This is a genomic window from Ruegeria sp. BB5, from assembly GCF_056539405.1.
This window is the reverse complement of the sequence record NZ_JBQFUX010000002.1, coordinates 231,391-254,903: the sequence shown is the minus strand read 5'-3', so window position 1 is coordinate 254,903 and position 23,513 is coordinate 231,391. Positions and strand designations below refer to the sequence as shown.

General features: G+C 59.4%; 22 protein-coding genes. 5 read left to right on the top strand and 17 right to left on the bottom strand.

Translation table 11 applies throughout. From position 1 onward, the window contains the following. Positions 1 to 11: 11 nt before the first annotated feature. The 10 genes from smpB to ACR0DL_RS09210 all read right to left on the bottom strand — a co-directional run bounded on the left by smpB (position 12) and on the right by ACR0DL_RS09210 (position 8,170). Positions 12 to 488: an SsrA-binding protein SmpB gene (smpB, locus tag ACR0DL_RS09255; RefSeq protein WP_170360845.1), complete on the bottom strand. Its 477-nt coding sequence runs from the start codon at positions 486 to 488 to the stop codon at positions 12 to 14. Positions 489 to 535: 47 nt separating this feature from the next. Next, a complete protein-coding gene (gene idi, locus ACR0DL_RS09250; protein WP_480688734.1) occupies positions 536 to 1,078 on the bottom strand; it encodes an isopentenyl-diphosphate Delta-isomerase in 543 nt (180 codons plus the stop codon). A 208-nt stretch (positions 1,079 to 1,286) separates the two neighbouring features. After that, a complete protein-coding gene (locus ACR0DL_RS09245) occupies positions 1,287 to 1,700 on the bottom strand; it encodes a c-type cytochrome (protein WP_170349719.1) in 414 nt (137 codons plus the stop codon). Between the two features lie 112 nt (positions 1,701 to 1,812). Continuing rightward, positions 1,813 to 2,829, bottom strand: coding sequence for a P1 family peptidase (locus ACR0DL_RS09240; protein WP_170349718.1), 1,017 nt, complete (start codon positions 2,827 to 2,829; stop codon positions 1,813 to 1,815). Between the two features lie 9 nt (positions 2,830 to 2,838). After that, positions 2,839 to 3,585 carry an SDR family oxidoreductase gene (locus tag ACR0DL_RS09235; RefSeq protein WP_170360849.1) on the bottom strand — a complete coding sequence of 249 codons (747 nt, stop codon included), beginning with the start codon at positions 3,583 to 3,585 and terminating at the stop codon, positions 2,839 to 2,841. 54 nt (positions 3,586 to 3,639) lie between these two features. Further along, complete coding sequence (arfB, locus tag ACR0DL_RS09230; protein ID WP_170360851.1) at positions 3,640 to 4,059, bottom strand: alternative ribosome rescue aminoacyl-tRNA hydrolase ArfB; 420 nt, start codon at positions 4,057 to 4,059, stop codon at positions 3,640 to 3,642. 291 nt (positions 4,060 to 4,350) lie between these two features. Next, a complete protein-coding gene (locus ACR0DL_RS09225) occupies positions 4,351 to 4,995 on the bottom strand; it encodes a queuosine precursor transporter (RefSeq protein WP_226689071.1) in 645 nt (214 codons plus the stop codon). Between the two features lie 93 nt (positions 4,996 to 5,088). Then, complete coding sequence (locus ACR0DL_RS09220; RefSeq protein WP_226689070.1) at positions 5,089 to 5,970, bottom strand: esterase-like activity of phytase family protein; 882 nt, start codon at positions 5,968 to 5,970, stop codon at positions 5,089 to 5,091. Further along, a complete protein-coding gene (mepA, locus tag ACR0DL_RS09215) occupies positions 5,943 to 6,806 on the bottom strand; it encodes a penicillin-insensitive murein endopeptidase (protein WP_170376310.1) in 864 nt (287 codons plus the stop codon). Before mepA ends, ACR0DL_RS09220 begins: the two co-directional genes overlap by 28 nt. Then, positions 6,803 to 8,170: an MFS transporter gene (locus tag ACR0DL_RS09210; protein ID WP_480688732.1), complete on the bottom strand. Its 1,368-nt coding sequence runs from the start codon at positions 8,168 to 8,170 to the stop codon at positions 6,803 to 6,805. The genes mepA and ACR0DL_RS09210 overlap by 4 nt, the downstream gene beginning before the upstream one ends. Positions 8,171 to 8,300: 130 nt before the next feature. On the opposite strand from ACR0DL_RS09210, the gene ACR0DL_RS09205 reads away from it, so the two are divergent. The 3 genes from ACR0DL_RS09205 (at position 8,301) to yaaA (ending at position 11,510) form a co-directional block, all read left to right on the top strand. Next, on the top strand, positions 8,301 to 8,588 hold the full coding sequence (locus tag ACR0DL_RS09205) for a YggT family protein (protein WP_480688730.1): 288 nt from the start codon (positions 8,301 to 8,303) through the stop codon (positions 8,586 to 8,588). Positions 8,589 to 8,666: 78 nt separating this feature from the next. After that, positions 8,667 to 10,706, top strand: coding sequence for a DNA helicase RecQ (gene recQ / locus ACR0DL_RS09200; RefSeq protein WP_480688728.1), 2,040 nt, complete (start codon positions 8,667 to 8,669; stop codon positions 10,704 to 10,706). A gap of 33 nt (positions 10,707 to 10,739) precedes the next feature. Then, positions 10,740 to 11,510 (top strand): peroxide stress protein YaaA, encoded by a 771-nt coding sequence (yaaA, locus tag ACR0DL_RS09195; protein ID WP_480688726.1) that lies wholly within the window; start codon positions 10,740 to 10,742, stop codon positions 11,508 to 11,510. Here the strand turns inward: yaaA and ACR0DL_RS09190 are convergent. Together ACR0DL_RS09190 and ACR0DL_RS09185 are read right to left on the bottom strand one after the other, a co-directional pair. Continuing rightward, positions 11,501 to 11,959, bottom strand: a complete 459-nt coding sequence (locus ACR0DL_RS09190; protein WP_480688724.1) for a VOC family protein — start codon at positions 11,957 to 11,959, stop codon at positions 11,501 to 11,503. The two genes, yaaA and ACR0DL_RS09190, sit on opposite strands and share 10 nt — an antisense overlap. Positions 11,960 to 11,967: 8 nt before the next feature. Then, complete coding sequence (locus ACR0DL_RS09185) at positions 11,968 to 14,169, bottom strand: response regulator (protein ID WP_480688722.1); 2,202 nt, start codon at positions 14,167 to 14,169, stop codon at positions 11,968 to 11,970. A gap of 117 nt (positions 14,170 to 14,286) precedes the next feature. On the opposite strand from ACR0DL_RS09185, the gene ACR0DL_RS09180 reads away from it, so the two are divergent. Then, a complete protein-coding gene (locus ACR0DL_RS09180) occupies positions 14,287 to 15,135 on the top strand; it encodes a 2-keto-4-pentenoate hydratase (protein ID WP_480688720.1) in 849 nt (282 codons plus the stop codon). Here ACR0DL_RS09180 and ACR0DL_RS09175 read toward each other — a convergent pair whose 3' ends face one another. From ACR0DL_RS09175 to ACR0DL_RS09160, 4 genes are read right to left on the bottom strand one after another with little or no spacing between them, the layout of a single operon-like run. After that, entirely contained in the window at positions 15,136 to 17,178 is a 2,043-nt protein-coding gene (locus ACR0DL_RS09175) for a hypothetical protein (protein WP_170360871.1), read from the bottom strand. After that, positions 17,175 to 19,940, bottom strand: a complete 2,766-nt coding sequence (locus ACR0DL_RS09170) for a DUF4159 domain-containing protein (RefSeq protein WP_480688718.1) — start codon at positions 19,938 to 19,940, stop codon at positions 17,175 to 17,177. The genes ACR0DL_RS09175 and ACR0DL_RS09170 overlap by 4 nt, the downstream gene beginning before the upstream one ends. Beyond that, complete coding sequence (locus tag ACR0DL_RS09165; RefSeq protein ID WP_170349704.1) at positions 19,937 to 20,812, bottom strand: DUF58 domain-containing protein; 876 nt, start codon at positions 20,810 to 20,812, stop codon at positions 19,937 to 19,939. The genes ACR0DL_RS09170 and ACR0DL_RS09165 overlap by 4 nt, the downstream gene beginning before the upstream one ends. Beyond that, positions 20,809 to 21,816: an AAA family ATPase gene (locus ACR0DL_RS09160; protein WP_170349703.1), complete on the bottom strand. Its 1,008-nt coding sequence runs from the start codon at positions 21,814 to 21,816 to the stop codon at positions 20,809 to 20,811. Before ACR0DL_RS09160 ends, ACR0DL_RS09165 begins: the two co-directional genes overlap by 4 nt. A gap of 64 nt (positions 21,817 to 21,880) precedes the next feature. On the opposite strand from ACR0DL_RS09160, the gene ACR0DL_RS09155 reads away from it, so the two are divergent. After that, positions 21,881 to 22,459: a DUF1285 domain-containing protein gene (locus ACR0DL_RS09155; protein WP_170349702.1), complete on the top strand. Its 579-nt coding sequence runs from the start codon at positions 21,881 to 21,883 to the stop codon at positions 22,457 to 22,459. Here ACR0DL_RS09155 and ACR0DL_RS09150 read toward each other — a convergent pair. Then, positions 22,456 to 23,391: a DMT family transporter gene (locus ACR0DL_RS09150; protein WP_480688716.1), complete on the bottom strand. Its 936-nt coding sequence runs from the start codon at positions 23,389 to 23,391 to the stop codon at positions 22,456 to 22,458. The two genes, ACR0DL_RS09155 and ACR0DL_RS09150, sit on opposite strands and share 4 nt — an antisense overlap. Positions 23,392 to 23,513: the final 122 nt, after the last annotated feature.

The following is a 23,513-nucleotide window of genomic DNA, read 5'->3' as shown; positions in this document are numbered from 1 at the left end:
CGGGCGAAGGATCAGCTGTGATCCTTCATCAGCCGCTGTTTCTGCCGTGACCAGTCCCGCTTGGCCTGAGTCTCACGCTTGTCGTGCAGTTTTTTACCTTTGGCGATGCCGATCTTCAGCTTCGCCCGGCCCTTGTGGTTGAAATACAAAACCAGCGGCACCAGCGTCATGCCCTTGCGCTGGGTCGCATTCCACAGATTCGACAGCTCTTTGCGCGACACCAGCAGCTTGCGGCGGCGGCGTTCTTCGTGCTTGAAAACCTTCGCCTGCTCATAAGGCGCGATATAGCTGTTGATCAGCCACAGCTCGCCATCCTCGACCGAAGCATAGCTTTCGGCAATGTTTGACCCACCAACGCGCAGGGATTTGACCTCGGACCCTTCCAGCACGATGCCGCACTCGATATCGTCCTCGATCGCGTAATCGAAGCGCGCACGCCGGTTTTCGGCGATGACTTTGTAATTCGGGTCTGTCTTTTGCTTGGCCATGACGCGTTGATTTAGGCGGCTTGGGCGGCCCTTGCAAGCCGTTGCGGTCAGGACGTGGCCGAGATGATCAGATCAGGACCGAAAATCGTGTCGGCATGACTGTGCAGATAGATCTTCAGCCACGGCGTGAACCGCTGCGGATGTCGTTGCACTTCAGCCAGCAGATCATGGTAGTCGATCCACCGGATATCCATGACTTCGTCCGGATTAGGCTCGATTTTAAGCGGCCCACGAACATGAGCCAGAAAGATATCGACCACTTCGTGTTCGATCATGTTGTTGCCAACATCGGCGTGATACTCCAGCCGGTGCCGGTATTCCGGGTACAAGCCGGTGATCCCCAACTCTTCGCGCAAACGACGCACGGCACATTCCGAGGGCGTCTCGCCCCAATCGGGATGGGTGCAGCAGGTATTCGCCCACAGGCCCGGCGTATGGTATTTGCCCAAAGCCCGGCGTTGCATCAAGATCTCGGTGCCGCGCACGACAAAGACCGAGACTGCCTTGTGCCGCAGGCCCTTTTCATGCGCCTCAAGCTTGTCCACGGGGGTCAATTCACCATCAACCCAGGCCGGGATCATGTTTCCCATCTGTCGTCTCCTGCTGCCGATCCGCCAGGGCGGCGGGATGTATGGAATTGGCTGCCGCCGGACCGGCTTGGCTTTGCGAAGTCATGCAAGGGCATGATGAACCGCGTATCCCCAAGGTGACCTTGATCCAAGCTGTTATCAATCGCACGAAAGGCCGCAGGGGGCTGCGGCCTTTTGCAATCTTTCGAATGGTCTGGTTTTTCAGACGTTATTCGCCCGAGACACTGACGATATAGGCATAGACGTCTTCGCCGCCCTTCTTCAACTTGAAGGTCATTTTCGACTTGGCCGATGTCTCACCCAGGTAATCTTTCAAAAACGCCTTGGGATCCTGCGCGTATTCGACAAAGGTGGCTTCATCCCAGACCAGACCGTTTTCACCAGCCTCAACGATGCTGTCTCCGTATTTGAACCCTTCGACGGTACCCGCGGTGCGGCCCGCGATACCGTAAAGGTTCGGACCGGTCTTACCGCCCTTGACGATGACTTCACCGGCCGGGTCAGCGATCTGATGGCAGGATTTGCATTTATTGAAGGCCTTTTTGCCGGCCTCGGCGTCACCTTCCGCATAGGCAGGAAGGGCCAGCAGGCCGACAATTGCGGTAGCGAGGATACGATTCATGAGTTTTGCTCCGATACGAATTGGCTGCACCGAATGGACCGTCGGCGCAAAAAAGAGTCAACGCGCAGATTGCCGCGCGAGGGTAATGTGCCCTGCGGCATAAAGACAGTCCTTAACTTTTGTCATGTGGTGCGGTCCAACAGGGCAATAGATCGCCCGCTGCCGGGGTCGCCAGATAAATAGCCCGCGCAATAGCTCGTGCCAGACAGACCGAGGCCGCATGTCCGATCAGCCCCAAGCCGGCTTCGGCGTCGATAGTCTGCGCGCCAGTGCTGACCGCAAAGACCAGATCTCCGTCCCCTGGTGTGTGTGCCGGCAGAATGGCGCGGGCAATGCCATCATGTGCTGCCACTGCCAGTCGCTGGCACTGCGATTTCGACAAGGCAGCATCCGTGGCCACAATAGCGATTGTCGTGTTGCCCTTATCCGGCTCGGCAAGTCGCATCGCCTGCGCCTTGAGGCTGGGAGCAGGAAAGCCAAGACCGGCACTTGAATCAGATCCTAAACCGCCAAATTCGTCTCCAAACTCGAACGGCGCTGCCCAGAAATGGCGGTCGCCGGGTGTTGTCACACTGCCCAACGGGTTGGCCGCAACCAGGGCACCGACGGTCACCCCATTGTCCAGAACCAATGAGGCGGACCCGAGCCCCCCCTTGTGCCGCGCCGCCAAAGCGCCGGTTCCGGCCCCCGCTGTGCCTAACGCAAAATCCACATCTGCGTCGTCAAAAGCCGCTCGTCCCAGCGCGCGATATGGGTTTTCAACCCAATCCTTGTCTCCGCCGTTCAACAAATCAAACAGGATCGCTCCGGGCACAATGGGCACCACGGTATCGCCCACTGGATACCCCCTGCCCCGCGACCGCAATGCATCCGAGACGCCAGAACAGGCATCCAGTCCAAAGGCCGACCCACCGGACAAAGTAATTGCATCCACTTGCGAGACCGATTTATCCGGCGCCAGCAGATCGGTTTCCCGCGTGCCCGGTGCGCCCCCCATCACGTGAACCGAGGCGGTAAAGGCCTGATCTGCCGTCAGGACAGTTGTTCCCGATTTCAACGCAGCGTCCTGCGCATTTCCGACCCTCAGGCCAGGGACATCAGTGATCAGATTACGGGGTCCGGGGATCATGGATAAACCTCAGATACAACGGCCACCGTCGACCTCCAATGCAGCGCCGGTGATCATGCTCGCCTCGTCCGAACACAGGAAACAGGCGGCGTTGGCCATGTCGTCGGGGGTCGAGAAACGCCCCAGCGGGATGGTCGACAGGAACTTGGCACGCATTTCAGGCGTATCTTCTCCCATGAAGGATTTCAGCAGTGGTGTTTCCCCGGCCACCGGGCAGAGCGCGTTTACACGCACACCCGAAGGCGCAAGTTCCACCGCCATTGTCTTGGTGGCCGTGATCATCCAGCCCTTGGACGCGTTGTACCAATTCAGGTTCGGACGTGGCGATAGCCCCGCGGTCGAGGCCACGTTCAGGATCGCACCCGCCCCGCGCGCTTTCATCGCTGGCACCAGCGCCCGTGCGGTCAGATAGACTGATTTCATGTTCACGTTGAAGACGCGGTCAAATTCCTCTTCGGTGACATCCTCTAGCGGCGTCGGCAGATGCGTGACACCGGCATTGTTCACCAAAATATCCAATTGCCCGAACCGATCCATCGCCATATCCGCCATGGCCTGCACCGAGACTGCATTCGCCACGTCGACCATCTGAGCAATCGCATTCGGCCCAAGCTGATTTGCCTGAACCTCGGCCGCGTCACCATTGATATCGGCAATCATGACCCGCGCGCCTTCGGACAGGAATTTCTGCACGATCCCGGCACCAAAGCCAGACGCGCCACCGGTTACAATCGCGGTTTTCCCCTCTAACCTCATGATCTTGCTCTCCCTTGCCTTTTCAAACTAGCAAGGCACCGTGAAACTGCCAGTTCAATCTTCTGCGACCTTGCCGCGCAGCGCCTTCACATCCGAGCGCGCTTTTTTGGCCGCCAGCCGCCGTTTGACCGAGCCATAGGTGGGTTTCGTCGCAATCCGCCGCTTGGGTTTCACCAGCGCGCGGACAATCAGTTCAGCCAGACGGGCGCGGGCAATCTCGCGGTTGCGGGCTTGGCTGCGGGTTTCTTCGCATTGAATGATGATCGCGCCATCTTTGGTCCAGCGCCGCCCGGCCAACCGTTTCAGCCTGTTTTTGACCGGATCGGGCAAGGAGGGCGAGCGCGCAGCCTCGAACCGCAGCTCAACTGCGGTCGAGACCTTGTTCACGTTCTGACCACCGGGACCGGACGAGCGGACAAAGCTCTCGGTCATTTCCCAGTCCTGCAGGGTGATATCGTCGGTGATGCGCAACATGAAGTGGACCTTATCCGGCACAAGCAGAAACAAAAAGGGCCGCCCCGGCGGGACGGCCCTTCGAAAGTACAGGAGGTTGGGTCGGTTAGATCAATCGACCAGCCGGAGCGAGCGCTCCGCCAAGGGCTGCCCTAACAGGCGATCCCCCCGGTTGTTCCGACACCTCTCTCCAATCTCTTTCTCGACACTGGATCACCTCCTTTTCTATCTGTTGCGGTTAACTTTGAGCCTGACACAAGATGCGCCATTCTCAAAGCACTTTTTTTGCAAGCTAAGCGGTCAACCGCGCCTTTATGCCGGGTGCGCGGTCAACCGCGCAACAATCACCTTGAACGGGATCAGCGCGATCATCGCCAGCGACAGCTTCACCAGCCAGTCGGCAAACGCCAACGTCACCCACAGGGGGGTCATCGGACCAGTCAGCATGAAGGGCACAGGCTCCCACGCCCAGTTGATCGCCGCATCAGCATTGGCACCGAAAACCGTGACCGAAGCTGAGAATGCTATGGTGAAAAACAGCGCGGTGTCCAGCGCCGAGCCAACCAGGGTCGACACCAGCGGCGCGCGCCACCAGCGACCACCACGCAACGAATTGAACACGGTGACATCGGTCAGCTGTGCAATCAGAAACGCCGTCCCCGAGGCAACAGCGATCCGCAGCGGCACGGCGGCATAGGTGAACCCGTCACCTTGCAGCATGATCTGGCTGCCGATCAGCGAACAGATGATGCCGGTGACAAACCCAGCGAACACCACCTTGCGGGCCGTGGCCACGCCATAGACGCGGTTCATGATGTCGGTAACCAGAAAGGCCAGCGGATAGGTAAAAGCACCCCAGGTCAGCAGCCCGTCAAAAATCAGGAACTGAACCAGAATGTTCGAGGCCACAACAATGGCGGCCATGGCAATAATGCCGGGTATGTAAGCGCGTTGCATGTTTTCAGATGCCCGTTTTGACAAGGTAGCGGCGACTTGGCCAAGGGACCGTCCCAAGGCAAGCCGTGCGTTTAGACCTTTGGTTGGGATGTGTCAATCCGGTAGCAGATACTCCACCAGTTCAGTGCGCTGAAGGACCAGAAAGTTGTCGTCCGAGATCATCGTGGCGCGCAACCGCCCCTGATCATCGCGCCAAACCGACAACCCTTCGAGGTTGTCATGCGTGCCTGCGCCGGTCGTAAACAGGTTTTCTTCGGCACCGACTGAATCCTCTGTGATCTGCCACCGCCGCAGGCGGGTGCGGAACCCTGTCAGGGACAGGGCTCGTTCCAATAAATAGAACCGACCATCTGGACCAAAATCGGCAGATACAGGCAAGAATTTTTCCCGCTGTGGCAACACGAAAGGGGTCGACCAACCCTGCCCGTCCCAGCGATAAACGGGGATGTCACCTGCGTCGGTCCGGCTTCTTTCGGGAAGGGTATACAGCCACCCCTGATTGTCGATTGCCAAGGCTTCGAACGACCCATTCAGTTTCAGATTTTCAAACGCCTTTGGGCGCGGCAGCACCCGCGCTTCGGCGTCGGGGGTCGCGTACCGGGCAACGCGATGCACTGACTCAAATGAGATGTAATGGCTACCGTCCGGTGCGACCGCAATGCCTTCGGAATCCCCTGCTTCGCCGGATAGGGGCCGTCCTGTGCTAGAGAGAACCGGCCAGTTCCCGGTGATCCGGACCCCTGTAATGTCATCCTCATCCCGCGCAATGGTCGCGCGGACAAGAACCGACCGGTCACTAAGCGCAAGCATATGCCGACCGTTGTCCGAGATATACAGGGCTGAAAACCCGCCAAACCATTCCGCCGGGTGGCGCCAGACAAAGCTGTTTAAGTATGTGGCCGTCTTGACCTCGACCGCCCAAACCGCACCCGCCAGCAAAGTAGCAATCAGTTGGATTGCAAGACTGCGGCGCATTGCTGGGGCAAATCGGTCAGAACATACTCGCGGCGTTTCTTCGGCGCAGGCGCGTTCGGGTCAGGTGGCGGCGGGTTGAGGATGTTGCGCACCCATTGCTGCGCCTCGGCACACCCATCACCTTTGGGCGGCGCGTCCTGATTGACACAGCCGCGCGAGCCCTTGGGGCATTTCAGACGCACGTGGAAATGATAATGATGCCCCCACCATGGCCTGATCTTGCGCAGATAGGCCTTGTTGCCTTTCTCATCATTGCACATCTGAACCTTGGCGCCGGGAAAGACGAAAATCCGCGCCACGCGCTTGTCCTTTGCCGCCTCACGCAGCACGGCGTGGTGCTGTGCCGTCCAATTGCCATTCACATAGGCCCCGTTGGCGCGGCGCAGGGAAATCGACGAGATATTCTCGCGCGCTTTGCGCGACAGCCGCATGTTGTCGCCGGGCAGCATCCAGATATCAATGTCCAACCCCAACTGGTGGCTGCGATGACCAGAAGTCATCGGACCACCACGCGGTTGGCTGATATCCCCTATATAGAGACCATTCCACCCCGGTTGCCGGGCCGCAAACTTGCTGAGGTCCTGTACGTAATCCACCGCCTCCGGGTGGCCCCAGTTGCGATTACGCGACAGGCGCATGGCTTGCCATGTCGGCCCCGTTTCGGGCAGTTGCACCGACCCCGCGGCACATCCGCGCGAATAACTGCCGAACGCGGCCGGTTTTTGCTGTGAACTTTGCTTTTGCGCCCCGAACAATTGCTTGGCCAAGGGCTGCGCCCCGGCTGCTCCTGCCAATGTCATCGCGGCGATTATTGCTAAAAAACGTAGTAAAATCATCTGCTCTGATCCCCTTCCGGTTTAACCCAGCGCATTAGGAACAGGCCCAGAATAAACAACAGAATGATCGGTGACACCCCCAACCGCGCACTGCCCGTAACAGTTGTGGCAATCCCGATTAGCAAAGGCGCGGCAAAAGATGTCGCGCGGCCGGACAGGCCGTAAAGGCCAAAGCTTTCGACTGGCGTGTTTGGGTCGGTATGGCGCACCATCATGGATCGGCTGGCCGATTGCAGGATACCGCCCATACCGCCGATCAGAACTCCGCAGCCAAAGAACACCAGATCCGGCAGGCCTGACCCTTCGGGCAAGGAGATGCCGTAAATCTGCGTCCGATCCATCGACACCACGGTGATGCAGACAAAGATCAGCACCCAGATCGCGACCAGAATAACTGGTTTAGGGCCGTATTTCTTATCCATCTTGCCACCGACCCACGCAAAGATGGCCGAGGCCAGAACGCTGACAATCCCGAACACTCCGATCTTGATCAGCCCCCATTCCAATACCAGCCGTGCATAGACACCGCCGAAACTGTACAGCCCGTTCAGCGCATCGCGGTAGAACATGGATGAACCCAGATAGGTCGCCAGACTGACCCGGTACCGCAAGTCTGAGATGGATTTACCCAGCAGTCGCAATGCCTCACGCAGGCTGCCAGTCTTGTTACTGTCCGGGTCATCACGCACCCAAAGGAAATAGGGCACCATGAACAGGATGAACCAACCGGCGGTAAAGGGACCGACGAACCGCGTGCCCTGCTGGCTCGCCGCATCCAGCCCGAACATCGGGTCCATCCCAATCAGTGTTTTGCCATTGGGCTGTTCGACGAACAGCAACAGCATGATCGCCAATGAAATCAACCCGCCGAAATAACCAAACGCAAAGCCCGAACCCGAAATTTCGCCCACTTCATTGTCATCGCCCAGATCAGGCAGCTGAGAGTTGATGAAGATCAGCGCATACTCCGCGCCGACAAAACCCAGCCCAAAGGCCGACAGCATCAGCCACATGTTCGAGCCATCGGGCAGCGTGTACCAAAGCGCGGCAGATCCCACCGCGTACATCGCCGAAAAGGCAAAAATCCACGGAATGCGCCGCCCCGACACATCCGCCATCGCACCCAGCAAAGGCGCGCCAAAGGCGATGATCAACCCGGTGATGGTCAGGCAATTAGCCCAAACCGTCTGCGCCCGCGCGGCCGCAGCCTCGGCATCCAACCCGGTTCCTGAAAAATACCCCGCCGCAACCCCGGCGAAATAGGGGCCGAACACAAAGGTGACCAGAAGGGTGTGATATGGTTGACTGGCCCAGTCGAAAAACCACCAACCCCAAATGCGCTTGCGCTTGGAAATCTCTGCCATTACTGCCCCTGTTTATTGTTGCATTCATAAAACGGGGCTTTAACCCAATTCGCAAGCGTTGTGTTGGCGCGGGCTTGCTCTTTGTCGCGGGGGCGCTTACCTCTCATCTCACGTATTTACCGGAGGCCCAATGCTGTCGTTGATCCAAATTCTGCTGCTGATCCTGGACATTGTCTGGTTCATCATTTTGGCCCATGTGATCATGAGCTGGCTGCTCAACTTTCAGGTTCTCAACCTGCACCAGCAACTGGTGGCGCAAATTTGGTATGGCCTGAACCGGATATTAGAGCCTATCTATGGCCCAATCCGCCGCGTCCTGCCCGCGATGGGTGGGCTGGACCTGACGCCTTTGGTGGTGCTGATCGGCGTCTACGCGCTGCGGATCATTCTAATTAACAATATGGGCTATTTCGTCTGACCTCTTGTTCACCGAATCTTAGTATGTGATTGTCCTGTCTTAAGAGCAGATAAACCTTAAAACAGGGCAACCCCGCACATGTTCGACGCCGCGCCTTTGCTGCGAGATGTCTTTGGATTCGACGATTTCCGCCCCGGTCAGGAAGAGATCGTCGATGCCGTCACGCTGGGTGAAAACGTGCTGGCAATCATGCCCACGGGCGGCGGCAAATCCCTTTGTTTTCAGTTACCCGCCCTTCTGCGTGACGGGGTGACCGTGGTGATATCCCCCCTGATTGCCTTGATGCGTGATCAGGTGCGCGGGCTGCAAGAGGCCGGGGTCGAGGCCGGTGCGCTAACCTCGGGCAACACCCCCGAAGAAACCGATGCCGTGTGGGAGGCGCTGGAGGCCGGGCGTCTGAAACTGCTCTACATGGCCCCCGAGCGTCTGGCCGCCGGGTCAGCCTTGGGCATGTTGCGTCGGATCAATGTCAGCCTGATTGCCGTAGACGAGGCCCATTGCGTCAGCCAATGGGGTCATGATTTCCGCCCAGATTATCTGCGGATTGGAGAATTAAGGCGCGCATTGGACGTGCCTTTGGCCGCTTTCACCGCCACAGCAGATGCCGAAACACAAGATGAGATCGTCGAAAAACTGTTCGACGGCACCGCCCCGCGCAAATTCCTGCGCGGCTTTGACCGGCCCAATATCCATCTGGCCTTTGCCGCCAAGAACGGGCCGCGCAAACAGATCCTCGACTTCGCCGAGGCACGCAAAGGCCAATCGGGTATCGTCTATTGCGGCACCCGCAACAAAACCGAAGTGTTGGCCCAGGCCTTGCGCGCCGAAGGCCACACCGCCTGTCATTACCACGGCGGAATGGAGGCCGAAGACCGCCGCATCGTCGAAACCCGCTTTGCCCGCGAGGATGGGCTGATCGTGGTTGCCACCGTTGCGTTTGGAATGGGCATCGACAAGCCCGATATCCGCTGGGTCGCGCATGCGGACCTGCCCAAGTCCATCGAAGCCTATTATCAGGAAATCGGCCGCGCCGGGCGCGACGGCGGGCCTGCCGAAACGCTGACCCTGTTCGGCCCCGACGACATTCGCTTGCGCCGGTCCCAGATCGACGAGGGGCTCGCACCACCGGAACGGCGCATGGCGGATCATGCGCGGCTGAACGCTCTGCTCGGGCTGGCCGAGGCGCTCGAATGTCGACGCAAGACCCTGCTGGGGTATTTCGGAGAACAGATCGAACCTTGCGGTAAATGCGACCTGTGCGACAGCCCTCCGGAAGTGTTCGATGGAACCACCCCCGTTCGCATGGCCTTGTCGGCGATCCTGCGCACCGAGGAATGGTTCGGCGCGGGCCATTTGATCGACATTCTGCTGGGTAATGAAACCGACAAGATTCGCGCCCGGCGGCACGACAACCTGTCCACATGGGGCATCGGCAAGGACTGGTCGCGCCCGCAATGGCAGGCGATCTTCCGGCAGATGATGGGGCACGACCTTGTCCGCCCCGATCCCGAACGCCACGGCGCGTTGCGCATGACCGAAGCAGCCAAGCCGATCCTGAGGGGTGAGGCGCAGATCAACCTGCGCAAAGACACGATCCGCAAGGCCACCCGGAGACCCGCCGTCAAGATGATGGTGTCCGAGGAAGACGCGCCGCTGCTATCTGCACTCAAGGCCAAACGTCGCGCGCTGGCGGAAAGCGCGCGAGTTCCGGCCTATGTTATCTTTCCCGATCGCACCCTGATTGAAATGGCCGAAAAACGCCCGGCCTCTTTGGACGATATGGCCCGGATCAGCGGAGTTGGCGCGAAAAAGCTGGAACGGTACGGCGACATCTTCCTTGAGGTGCTGACCGGCGCGGTTGAAGAATTGCACCCAGCACGCCGCAAACTGGCGGGCCGCGAACAAGGGGATATCTATGACCGACTGCTTGAGGTTCAAACACGGCTTTCACGCGGCTCCGACGGGATTGACAAACCGCTGACCTGTTCGGCCTCACAACTGGCCAAGGTCGCACAACTGCGCCCCAATGACCCGCGCGGTATGGAACAGGTGCTGGGCAACCGTCGTCACGAAAGGTTTGGTGCCGCGTTTCTGGACGTGCTGCGTCAGGCGGGCTAGATACCCTGCATCAGGCAAGAAACGAGGGCGGATATGCTGGTAGTGGTTTCCCCGGCCAAGCGGCTGGATTGGGCAGAGCGGGACGTTGAGGTCACGCAACCCGACTTTAAGGACGACGCGATCCGACTGTCGAAAACCGCCCGCAATCTGACACTGGGCGATCTGAAAAAACTGATGGACCTCAGCGACGATCTGGCCCGTCTGAACCGTGACCGGTATCGAGCATTTTCGGACTCGCCGAGCGCTGAATTGACCCGACCTGCAGCGCTGGCCTTTGCTGGGGATACCTATCAGGGGCTGGAAGCGACCTCGCTGGATGCCGAAGAAATGGCCTGGGCACAAGACCATCTGCGTATCCTGTCCGGTCTGTATGGGGTGTTACGCCCGCTGGACGCGATTCAACCCTATCGTCTTGAAATGGGCAGCAAGCTGAAAACCCGGCGCGGCAAAAACCTGTATGAATACTGGCGCGATCAGCTGAGCAAGGCGCTGAACGCACAAGCTGATGAGGTTGGATCGGACATTCTGGTGAATTGTGCCAGTCAGGAGTATTTCGGCGCGGTTGACCTTAAGGCGCTAAAGCTGCGGGTGGTCACGCCGGTCTTTATGGAAGACAAGGCCGGCACGCCTAAGATCGTCAGTTTCTTCGCCAAGAAAGCGCGGGGTGCGATGGCCCGATATATTGTTCAACACCGTCTGACCGACCCCAAAGGGCTGCTGGAATTCGACACTGGTGGATATGAATACCGCTCGGACCTGTCGCAAGAGGACAGACCCGTTTTCGTGCGCCCCTATCAGGCCTGATCCAGCATCGATGGGTCGTAAGCAACCAACTCAACCGTGTTGCCCTCGGGGTCTTCGGTGAAAATGCCGCGCCATCCGATCCAGCCGAATTGTTCAAGGCGGTAAGGCTGACTGATTTTGTCATACCAGCGCATCACGGCCTCTTGTTCGGCAAAGGGCAATGACAGAGCAATATGATGCAGGGATGACCCGGCGCCGGTTGTGGGCTTGTTAGCGCCGCTCGGGTGCAACCCGGGCCGCGGGGCTGCTGTGTGGTGAAACAGGGCCAAGACCTGCGTATGCCCACCGAACCCTTCGGCGATGCGGAAAAAGGTGATGGCGCTGTTGTGATCACCGCTCAGGCGTTCCAGCCCGATCACATCTTCATAAAACGCCACCATCGCGCCCATATCAGCACAGCGAATGGCAATCTCACCCAAGGCACGAGGCTGAAATCCACGATCAGTCATGGCTTACCCTATTCAGCCTGTGCATCTTCGGCAATGACAGGCAAAACATCCTCGGGCTGATGGTCCAATATCATCTGGTGGATTCTCCGCTTTTGCAGCGGTTTGGTCAGATAGTGATCCAATCCGGCCGACAGAATGCCCTGATCATCCCCAGCCATGGCATGCGCCGTCAATGCGACGATCGGCACATGCCGATCCGTGTCAATCTCGCGCCGCCGGATTTCCGCCGTGGCCTGTTTCCCATCCATCTTGGGCATCGAAATATCCATGAAAATCAGGTCCGGGTCGAATTTCTGATGCTGGTCTACGGCTTCCAGCCCATTCGCCGCGAATTGCAGGTCAATATTCAAATCCTTGACCATCTTTTGCAGGATCAACTGATTGGTCCGATTGTCCTCGGCTGCCAAAACACGCATCTGGCGTTCACCCTGCGGCTCTGACGGTGCCTCGGGATCACTTGAAGCAGCTTCAGGCGTGACAGGCAGCCGCCCCAATTTCGTCAAGCGCGAATACAGTTCGGCGCGGGGAATAGGTTTCTGCAAAACCCCGTCAATAAGGTTACGTGCCGGGTTGGCGTGGATGACACCGGGATTGGCCGACATCACCACCACGGGCAAATCCCCCCAGCCCCGGTCTTTCAGCTTGGTCGCCAGTTCCAACCCATCCATGTCCGGCAGGTCGTGATCACACAGCAACAGGTCCACACTGCCATCAACAGCGGCCAGCGCCTCACCCCCCGAGGCGCAAACGGTGACTTTCGATCCCAATCGCCCTAGCTGTTTCGACAGGATGGCACGGTTCACCGCCAGATCCTCAACAACGACCACGTGGCGCAACCGACCAGCCAAATCAGGCGGTGTGGGTTGCGGGCCTTCGATGGTGGGCAACGAGATGCGAAATCCAAAACAGGAGCCCTGCTCAGGTTCGCTTTCCACCCAGACCGACCCGCCCATTAGTGTGATCAGCCGCTTGGTGATCGCCAACCCCAGCCCTGTACCCTCGAATGCGCGGTTTTTTTCATCTTCGACCTGATTAAATTCACCGAAGATGTGCCCGATCTTGTCCTCTTCGATGCCGATACCGGTGTCTTCGATCGCAACGTGAATATCGCATGTGTTCGTGTCTGCATTCGGCACACCAGTGACGCGGATCAACACATGGCCTTCGGTGGTGAACTTGACCGCATTGCCCACCAGATTGGTCAACACCTGCCGCACGCGACCGGGATCGCCCACGAACAAGGTCGGTAGGAACAAATCATAATCGACCAACAAGGACAGCCCTTTGTCGCGCACGCTGGGTTGCATCAGCATCGCAACCTCAAGAATGCAGCGTTCAAAATCGAACTGTTCAGGGTGCAGGATCAGCTTGTCCGCCTCGATCTTGGAATAATCCAGAACGTCGTTGATGATCACCAACAACGCCTCGCCCGAGTTGCGGATGGTGTTGAGATAGAGCCGCTGTTCCTCGTCCAGCGGGGTTTCCGACATCAACTCGGTCATGCCGACAATGCCGTTCATCGGGGTTCTGATTTCATGGCTCATATTGGCCAGAAAGGCAGATTTGGCCCGGTTTGCGGCCTCGGCCCGTTCGCGGGCGGCCTTCAACTCAGCCTCATCCCGAACTGAGGCGGTGATGTTCAGGCCCAAACTGACCACGTCACCGCCATTGCCGCGCTGGTCGATCATCTTGAAATATTCACCATTCCACAGCTTGATCACCACCGCTTCCGGCTGGGGTTGTGCCCAGCGGTTCAGCATTCTGGCCTGCCAATCGGTCGGAGATTCCGCGCCAATATCGATCAGCCCTTCATCGGTCAAAATCTCAAGGATACGCGCATAGGAAATACCCGGCGACACTTCTTCCAAACCGTCAAACAGGCTGAGATAGGCGGCATTGGCCCCGATCATGTGGCTTTGGTCATTGAAAAAGGCGAAACCGTCCTGAATGGTCTGCATCGAATGCCACAAGCGGCGCTCGGCCACTTCGATCTTGGCATTGGCTTCGGTCAGGTCGGATTTGACCTTTTCATTTTCATCCCTGACCGTTTCGACCTCGGCCTGGGTTTCACCGATGCGTTTGGTCAGGGCCATCGCATGCAAACCGAGCTTGCGATTGGCGGCTGACAATTCGACCTGCTTCATTTCCAACAGCCGCTCGGCCGCCAGCCGCGCACGCCGTTCCTGTGCCAGTTTGGTTGCTAGACTCATCGTTTCTGATCCCAGGTAACTTGCGCCCAGCATCCCGACAGAGCGTGAAAAAGTGTTTAAGCCGTTGCCCGAACACGGACCATCGTGCCAGAGTTTTCGAAAACCCGGAGGTCTGCCATGCCGCGAAAAACATACTTGCCAATACTCTGCGCCATCACGCTGGGTTCTCATGCGGTGGCGGATTGCGCCACAGAAGCGCAGATTGACCAATATGTGCAGGACTATCTGACCAACACACCGACGACGGCCCTTTCTGCGGATGGCAGCATGGAAGACGCGCTGTGTACACAGGCCAAGATAGTCAGTGTGTTAGAGCCACATTTGGGGCCGATCATCGGCTATAAGGCAGGCCTGACCAGCGCCCCCGCGCAAGAGCGGTTCGGCGCATCTGAACCGGTTCAGGGCGTTCTGTACCGCGATATGATGCTGGACGACGGGGCCACTGTACCCGCCACATGGGGTGCGCGTCCGGTTTTTGAGGCCGATTTGGTGCTGGTTGTCGGCGACGCTGGCATCAATCAGGCGACTACCCCGGCCGAAGTTCTTGCCCATATCTCAGCCATCCGCCCCTTTATCGAGCTGCCGGATCTTACCCTGGCCGAGGGGGAGCCAATCACGCCGGTTACCCTAACCGCCATTGGCGTTGCCCCGAAACTCGGCGTGTTAGGCTCTGAAATTCCCGTATCCGATCCTACAGCGATGACGCAGGCGTTGCAGGATATGACGGTCACACTCCGCGCCGCGGATGGCGAGGTACTGGCGCAAGCCCCAGGGGCGGCCGTTTTGGGGCACCCGGCAAATGCGGCCCTATGGCTGATGTCGAAAGGTATCGAGTTTCAAGCCGGCGACCTGATTTCGGTCGGGTCTTTCGGCCCGCTTGTGCCGCCTGCAAAGGGCAAGGGCGGGGCATCCGTCACCTATGCGGGCCTGCCCGGTGATCCCACGGTCAGCGTGGTGTTCGAGTAATCAACGTCGCCCTTCGCGCAACCATCCGGCCAGCAAGAAGCCACCGGCCAGCACCAGCACCAGCCAGGGCGGTAAAAGCCCGGCCTGTGTGACATCGCGCGTCTCATAGGCTTCTCGCGGGGTCAGGCCGATCCATCCGCGCCCAGCAGCCGGACGCCCGGCGCGGACATTGCGGATAGACGGCAACCCGTCTTCCAGTCGGATTGTACCCCCGCGCAGTTCGGCCAGTACGGGTTTCAGCACCTCATCAGTGGCGATGGTACGCTCAAACTCTTTCGGCGCAGCGGGGCCCAGCCCGATCACTGCCATCTGGTCACCTTCCTGAAGACGGTAGAGGCCAATCTCGGGTCCAAAATAGGTCGCCTCGAACCGCCCAGGGGAGACCTCATCGAGCGTTATTTCAAGCGTTTCGCCATCGGGGCGGGTGATGGTCACCGGTCCGACCTCATCCTCCAATGTCTGACGGATGATACGCATGACCTGCCCGTTGGCTTCGGCCCATAAGGCTTCTTCCTCAAGCTCGGGTTCTTTCATCATCCAATGGGCCAGACGGCGCAACAGTTCCAATTGCGGCCCGCCGCCCTCAAAACCCCGGCTCCACAACCAGGCATGGTCCGACGCCAAGAGCGCCACGCGCCCTTCGCCCACGCGGTCCAGCACCAGCAGGGGCCGCTCATCCACACCGGTCATCAACAGCTCACCCGTGCGGTGGTTGACGTCGATCTGGCGCAGCCATGCGCCCCAATCCTCGGAATCCCCCAGATCTGTCGTCACTGGGTGGCGATGGCCCAGATCGGTCACCATGGGCACAAAACGTTCCTCGATCACTCGGGCAGTGGGTTGTGCCGGCAGAATCGGCGCCAAAGGTGAACGGAAGATGCTGTCGGCGCTGGCAAAATCCGGCCCCGCCGCAATCAGAACAGCGCCGCCTTCGTTGATATAATTGGTGACATTGTCCAGATAGATCGCGGGCAGGATGCCGCGCCGTTTGTAGCGATCAAAGATGATCAGGTCGAAATCGTTGATCTTTTCCAGAAACAGCTCGCGCGTTGGGAAAGCGATCAAGGACAACTCGTCCACCGGCACGCCATCCTGTTTCTCGGGCGGGCGCAAGATGGTGAAATGCACCAAATCGACCGAGCTGTCGGATTTCAGCAGATTGCGCCAGGTCCGCCCGCCCGGATGCGGCTCACCCGAAACCAGCAGCACACGCAACCGGTCACGCACCCCGTTCATCTGGATCAGCGCGGTGTTGTTGCGGTCGGTCAATTCGCCCTCGGCCTGAGGCACAGTGAACTGGATGACATTGCGCCCACCATGCGGCAGAGCGATGGGCAATTCGACATCGACGCCGATGGGAATGGTGAATTGTTCCGGCTCGGCCCCATCTACTGATATCTCCAGCGGCGCAGTGGTCGCCCCGGTAGGCGCAGCGCCGCTGTCTTCCACGCGCAAGGTCAGGGTGACAGGTTCACCGATAATGGCAAAGGCGGGGGCATTGCGGACGATCAGGCGGCGATCCCAGTCGCTTTCACGTCCGGTTTGCAGCAAGTGCATCGGCGCGGGCAGGTCGGGTGCCTGCTCGACATCATGCACCAGACCGTCTGAAACCACCAGAATACCCGCAATCCGTGCGCGCGGCTCTTCGGCCAGTGCGGCGCTCAACGCGGCCATGACCTGCGTGCCTTCGTCCCCGTCTCCGTCGGCGACCTTGATTCGGCGCAGCTCGGTATTGTCACGCGCTTCGATTTCAGCAGCCAAACCCTCGGCCGCCTGCGCGGTTTGGTCGGCGCGATCCGAAAGGGCCTGGCTGGCGCTTTCATCCTCGATCATCAGCACGATATCAGTCAGCGGCGCACGGTCTTCGACCTGATAGACCGGACCCGCCAAGGCCGCGATTACCACCAGCGCCGCCAGCCCGCGCAAGGCCCAACCAGACAGGCCGCGCCAAAGGGCCAGCAGAACCCCTGTGACCGCAATCGCGGCGACAATGGCCAGTACTGGCCACGGGATCAGCGGATCAAAGATGACTGTTCCGGTCATTGTCCCAACCTGTCCAAAAGCGCAGGCACGTGTACCTGATCCGATTTGTAATTCCCGGTCAGCACATGCATCACCAGATTGACCCCAAAGCGATTGGCCAGCTCGCGCTGACGTTCCCCGGCGTAACCACGCCCGACTGGCAATAGCGCCTGTCCGTTGCGATCGATCGCCCAAGCCCCGGCCCAGTCATTGCCGCCAATCACCACAGGGGTGACGTTGTCGTTGAGATTGCGAAATGGCATGCCCTCGATCTGTTCGGCATCCACCGGGGCGGCCTCGACCCAGATTTCTGTACCAGCGTAGCGACCCGGGAAATCCTGCAGCAGGTAAAAGGCTCGGGTCAGAACATGATCACCTGGAACAGGCTCTAACGCGGGAATATTAAGCGGGGCCGCCAGTTGTTGCAGTTTGCGCCCATTGGGGCTCGAGGCCCCAAAGCGCGCGATATCCGCATCACGTGTGTCGAACAGGATCATGCCACCCGACCGCAAATAAGCGTTCAGTTTAACATAGGCCTCAGCCGAAGGCTGCGGCTGATCCGGAGTGATCGGCCAATACAGCAGCGGGAAAAACGCCAGTTCATCGCGCTCAAGATCCACCCCAAAGGGCTCGGCAGGTTCGACCGATGTGCGATAGAACAACGTTTGCGACAAGCCACGCAGGCCAGCACCTGCCACATCGTCAACCTGCGCATTTCCGGTCAGCACATGGGCCAGCACCAGCTCATGCGTGGCATTCAGTGCGAATTCTGTATCCTCAGGCGTCTGCGCCTGCGCCTCGGGCACCAACAGCATGGCACCCAGCGCAACCGCCGCCGCTTTGGCCAGACCAAGGCGGCCAGACAAGGCCAATGAGGCGATCACATCAATCGTCAGCAATAGCAGAGCGAGGCTGAGCAGGATGCCCCCGACAGGTGTCTCAGAGTTCACCTCCTGCCCTTTGATCGGTACATCCGAAGGCCAGATTGCCGGGCTAATCACTGCCTCTTCTGTCAGAACATTCAAGGCCAGCTTCTGTTTGCCGCTTTCATAAAGGCCGGGCTGCAAATCGGGGCCGGTTGTGCCCGAGATCAGCTCGACCCCGTCCACGCCAGCCAGATTGCCCGCATCGGACAGGGCGCCAAAGCCGTCCATCACTTGCAACGGCTCCCACGTGGTGCCCTGAAGCTGCGAATCCTGCCGGGATTTCGCAGCCGAGGCCACGGCCAGACGGTCCAACATCTCAACAAACAGCCCCGAAAGCGGCAGACTGGACCATTCTGCATCCGCCGTCACATGGAACAGAACCACCTGGCCCAAACCCAGCGCCTTGCGTGTGACCAGGGGCGTGCCGTCGGACAGCGACGCAATCACCCGATCCGCCAAGTTAGGGTCTGGTTGCGCCATGACCTGTGTTGTGACCGTAACATCGCCGGGCACCTGCAAGCCGTAGAAAGGCGAGTTTTCCGGGAAGGGTGCCAGCCCCTTGGCCTCACCCCAGCTCATCGCGCCACCAACCGAGCGACCGCCGCTGCGCAGACGTACCGGCAGCAATACATCCTCGGAATCGCGGCCCAGGTCGCTGGCGGCCATGCGTGGACCGGCAAAGCGCAGCAATAATCCGCCCTGTTCGACCCATTCCACCAATGCCGTCTGCTCCCCGGGCGACAGTTTGGCCACATCGGCCAGAACGATGGCATCAGGATTGGCAGGTAAAACTTCCAGCAACCCTCCATCCACGAAGTCCGCAGTGGGGCTCAGGACCTGGGTCAGATAGTGCAGCGGTGAGAGCAGTTCCAACCCTTCACGGTTCAACGTTCCGGCGATCAGGACGACCTCACGTCGGCGAAGGCTGTCATCCGTTAGCGTTACCGCACCGGCCGAACGCTGCCCCTGAATCTCGAACCTTGTGATCCGTCCCCGCAATTCGGATGGCAGGGCAAGCTCCACCTGCGCCGTTGTTTCATTTTCTTCGAAAACGGCATCAGCGCTGTGCAGAATGCGCATGACACCCGCCGGGTCGCGGCCCTGAGCCACAAGCGTGACAGCCGTCGCCGGCCCGGGTTCAGATCGTCTTGCAGTCAGTTGAATAACCCCATCCTGATACACTGCCGGAACCATCGCCAGCACCGGGGCGGCAGATTGATACACCGTCACGTCACCGCGCGATTGCAAAGTGTCCAGAATTCGGGCGCTGTTCGGGTAAGCCAGCTTGTCGCTGAACCAGAATGTGTCAAAGTCCTCTTCGATCTGATCCAGCACGTCAATTGCCTGCGTGTTCTGGGTTTCGCTTGGTTGCCACGGCACCGGAACCATCCCCGGCAACCGCCCGCGCCAGGCCTCTGCCGCCTGAAAGACAGGAGTTTCCGGCTCTGTAAGGCGCAAAATGGATACCGGACGACCCGCGCGTCCGGCCTCAACCAACTGGGCGTCAATTTGCTCCAGCGTTGCTGGCCATCCCGTAGCCCCGGCCCAGCTTGCATCCAACACCAACAGCAACGGGCCGGACCCGGCCTGAATACGTGACGGGTTCAATACCGGTCCGGCTAATCCGATGATGATCGCGGCAACTGCCAACATCCGCAGCAAAAGCAACCACCACGGGGTACGGTCCGAAACGCTTTCCTTGTCCTTCTGTCCCAAAAGCAAAGTGACCGCGGGAAACAAGCGGCGGATCGGTGCAGGTGGAACCGCGCGCAGAATCAGCCACAGGATCGGCAGGGCCAGCAGGCTCAGCAATACCCAAGGGGATGTGAAGCTGATCACTGACAGAAATGCCGTCATCGCAAGCTCCCGTCCAAAGCGCGGTACAACCACAGCAGCGCCGCCTGTGCGCTGTCTTCGGTGTGGTGCAGGCCATATTGCCAATTTGTCGCCCGGCACAATTGCTGTAGCGCTTCCTTACGCTCCGCCAGCCGCTCAAGGTACCGGCCACGTAAAGCACCAGCTTTCAGTGTCTCGTGTTTCAGGGTTCGTCCGACACTCTCGAACACGGTGCGGCCGTGATAGGGAAAAGATTCCTCGCTCGGGTCCAGAACATGCATCAAAACGCCCCGTACACCACGGTCGGCAGCTTTGGTCAGGGCCAGCTCCACCTCGCTCATCGGGCCCAGAAAGTCCGATATGAACACGGCACGCGCGCGCGGGATCATGGCGCGATGCTCGGGCGAGGCATAATCGTCCTGCACATCGCCTGACCAGGCCTGCGCCAGTCGGATGATTTGCGCGTTTCCGCGCCGGGGCGGCAGCGTGGTGCCGGTTAGGCCCACGCGCTCTCCACCGCGTACCAGCAGGATCGAGATTGCCAAACCCAGCAAACGGGCCCTGTCACCTTTCGTGGGAAGGTTCTTGTTGGACGCAAACCGCATCGAGGCACCCTGATCCACCCACAGCATCACCGATTGCGCGATCTGCCATTCCCGTTCACGCACAAACTGCTGATCCCCGCGGGCCGAGCGCCGGTGGTCGATCATCCGGCGGCTGTCACCAATCTGCGCCGGGCGGTATTGCCAGAAATCATCGCCAAGGCCCGAGCGCCTGCGCCCGTGATCGCCCAGCAAAACGGTTCCGGCCAGATGTTCGGCGCGCGCCAACAGCGGCGGTAGCCGAGATGCCTCGGCTTCGGATCTTTCTCGAAGGGTCAGCGCGGCATTCACGCCGCGGCCTCAGTACGGATTAACCCGGCGGCCGTCGAGTCGATCAGCTCAGCCAGACTATCACCACGCGCGCGCGCCGCGAAGTTCAGCGCCATCCGGTGGCTGAGCACCGGGCGGGCCATGTCCAGGACATCTTCGGCATTTGGCGCCAACCGCCCCTGCAACATCGCGCGGGCCCGCACCGTCATCATCAGCGCCTGCGCCGCACGGGGACCTGGACCCCAGGCAACTGTTTCGGCGACGCGCTCGGACGCACCTGCCTCTTCTGGGCGGAACGCACGAACCAGATCAAGAATCAACTCCACAACCGACTCTCCCACCGGCATGCGACGCAGCAAAACCTGCGCAGCCAACAGTTCATCTTTGGTGAAAATCTGATGGGCTTCGTCTTCTTCGACCCCTGTGGTTGCAAGCAAAATGTCTCGTTCGGTCTGACGGTCAGGATATTCAACATCGACCTGAACAAGGAACCGGTCCAGCTGCGCCTCAGGCAGGGGATAGGTGCCTTCCTGTTCAATCGGGTTTTGCGTGGCGAGAACGTGAAACGGCTCGCCCAGCGGGCGATCTTCGCCCGCCACGGTTACGGTGCGTTCCTGCATTGCCTGTAGCAGAGCCGACTGAGTCCGCGGGCTGGCGCGGTTGATCTCATCCGCCATCAGCAACTGACAGAAGATCGGGCCAGAGATGAAGCGGAAGTGGCGGGTGCCGTCATCGGCGGTGTCCAGAACCTCGGACCCCAGAATATCGGCAGGCATTAGATCGGGCGTGAACTGGATACGATTGCCATGCAGGCCCATCACCGTCGACAAGGTTTCAACCAATCGCGTCTTACCTAGCCCCGGCAAGCCGATCAACAAAGCGTGACCGCCGCACAACAGTGCAGTCAGGGTCAGGTCAACGACCCGTTCCTGTCCGATAAAGCGACGGGTGATCGAGGCCTTGGCCTCTTGCAGCTTGTTTTCCAGCGCTTCGATCTCGGACACGAGGTCGGCAGGTTCGCTCATGACTTTCCCTTCCGTGGACTATTATGATTGAAGTGTATCGCGCTGAGAGGAAATGGCAAAAGCAATGAGCGGACAAAAACCTGTGACCCCTTCACCTGATGGTCTGGCTGCATCAGTCAAAGCAACCAAATCCAAGGGTTTGCCGCCTGTTCACCTGTGGAATCCTCCGTTTTCCGGCGATCTGGACATCAAGATCGCAAAAGATGGCACCTGGAGTTATTTAGGGTCGCCCATCAACCGGTTCGAGCTTGTGAAGCTTTTTTCCTCAATTCTTAAGAAAGAAGATGGGAAGTATTACCTGGTAACCCCGGTGGAAAAGGTTGGAATCACCGTCGAGGATGCGCCCTTTGTGGCCGTCGATTTCGATGTCGAGGGGGAAGGTGACGGGCAAAGCGTGACTTTTAGCACGCATGTCGGTGACCGGGCTGTGGCGGGGCCGGACCATCCCATTCGCATTGTCATCGACGAAGAAACAGAAGAGCCGTCGCCCTACGTATTGGTGCGCACAAACCTTGAGGCGCGGATTGATCGTAAAAGCTTTTACCGCCTCGTGGACCTTGCCCAGCATCAGGATGGCTGGTTCGGCGTTCGGTCGGGGGGGCGGTTTTTTCCTTTGATTCCGTCCGAGGACCTGCCGGATTAAGCCCGTCGCGGGACCCGGCGATCCTGCGCCAGAACCACAGCGACAGCGACGATGCTCGCGCCCAGCGCGCGGGTCCAATTCCACTCTTCGCCCAATACCAGCATGATCAGCATCACATAGAAGGGCGCGATGTTGATATGAAACGAGGCCAACGCCACGCCCAGCTTGCCCACCGACGCGATGAACAGCACCTGACTCAGCCCCAGCGAAACCAGCGCATAGATGACCAGCATCCCCATCTGCTGCACATCAATCGGTGCCGAGGGCAGGATATCCATGCCAGCCTGACCCGCCGCAAAGAACAGGAATGCAGCCACGATCAGCCCCCCAACCAAGGTAATCGTGCTGCGCCCGGTCTGGCTGAGTTCGGGGAAATCCCGCGCTGTCGCCATGCTGGCCCAACAAAACAGCCCGGTTGACAGGATGGCACAGCCCGCACCCAACCCCAGCTGCGCCGGAGCTACCGCACTGGTGGCAATCAGCCCGCCGACGATCGACACAACCAGACCTACCGCAAAATTCCACCGCAACCGCCGTGCGCCAGTCGCCAGTTCCAACAGCGTCGCGAACAAAGGCGCGCAAGAGGCGATGATGGCCACTGTTACCGGGTCAGTCAGTTTTTGCGCCACAATGATCAGGAACATGCCAGCGCCCAGCGTCCCGCCAACAAACAACGCATGTCCCCAACGGGCGCGCAATACGCGTGACGGACCGTCAATCAGCAACCAGACCGGAACCAGAAACGCCACCGCCAATACCAATCGTGCTGCAAACAGGGCCACCGGAGGCCAGCTTTGCAACAGCACCTCGGCGGCCGGAAATCCCGCCGCCCAAGTCAGCATGGATGCAACCGCCAGACCATTGCCAGACACCGCGGATGTCCGTCCGCCAGACACAGTAAGGGCGTTCCCGCGCACGGGGTCAGGGCTCATTGCCATCGTGTTCAAACCTTCTGTTGGCACGGCGCGCAAAAATGATTCGCCGCGTTGCCCCAAAAGTCTCTAATTTGATCCAGGCGATCTGGCCGATTTTCGACAATCTGTCGTTTTTGATC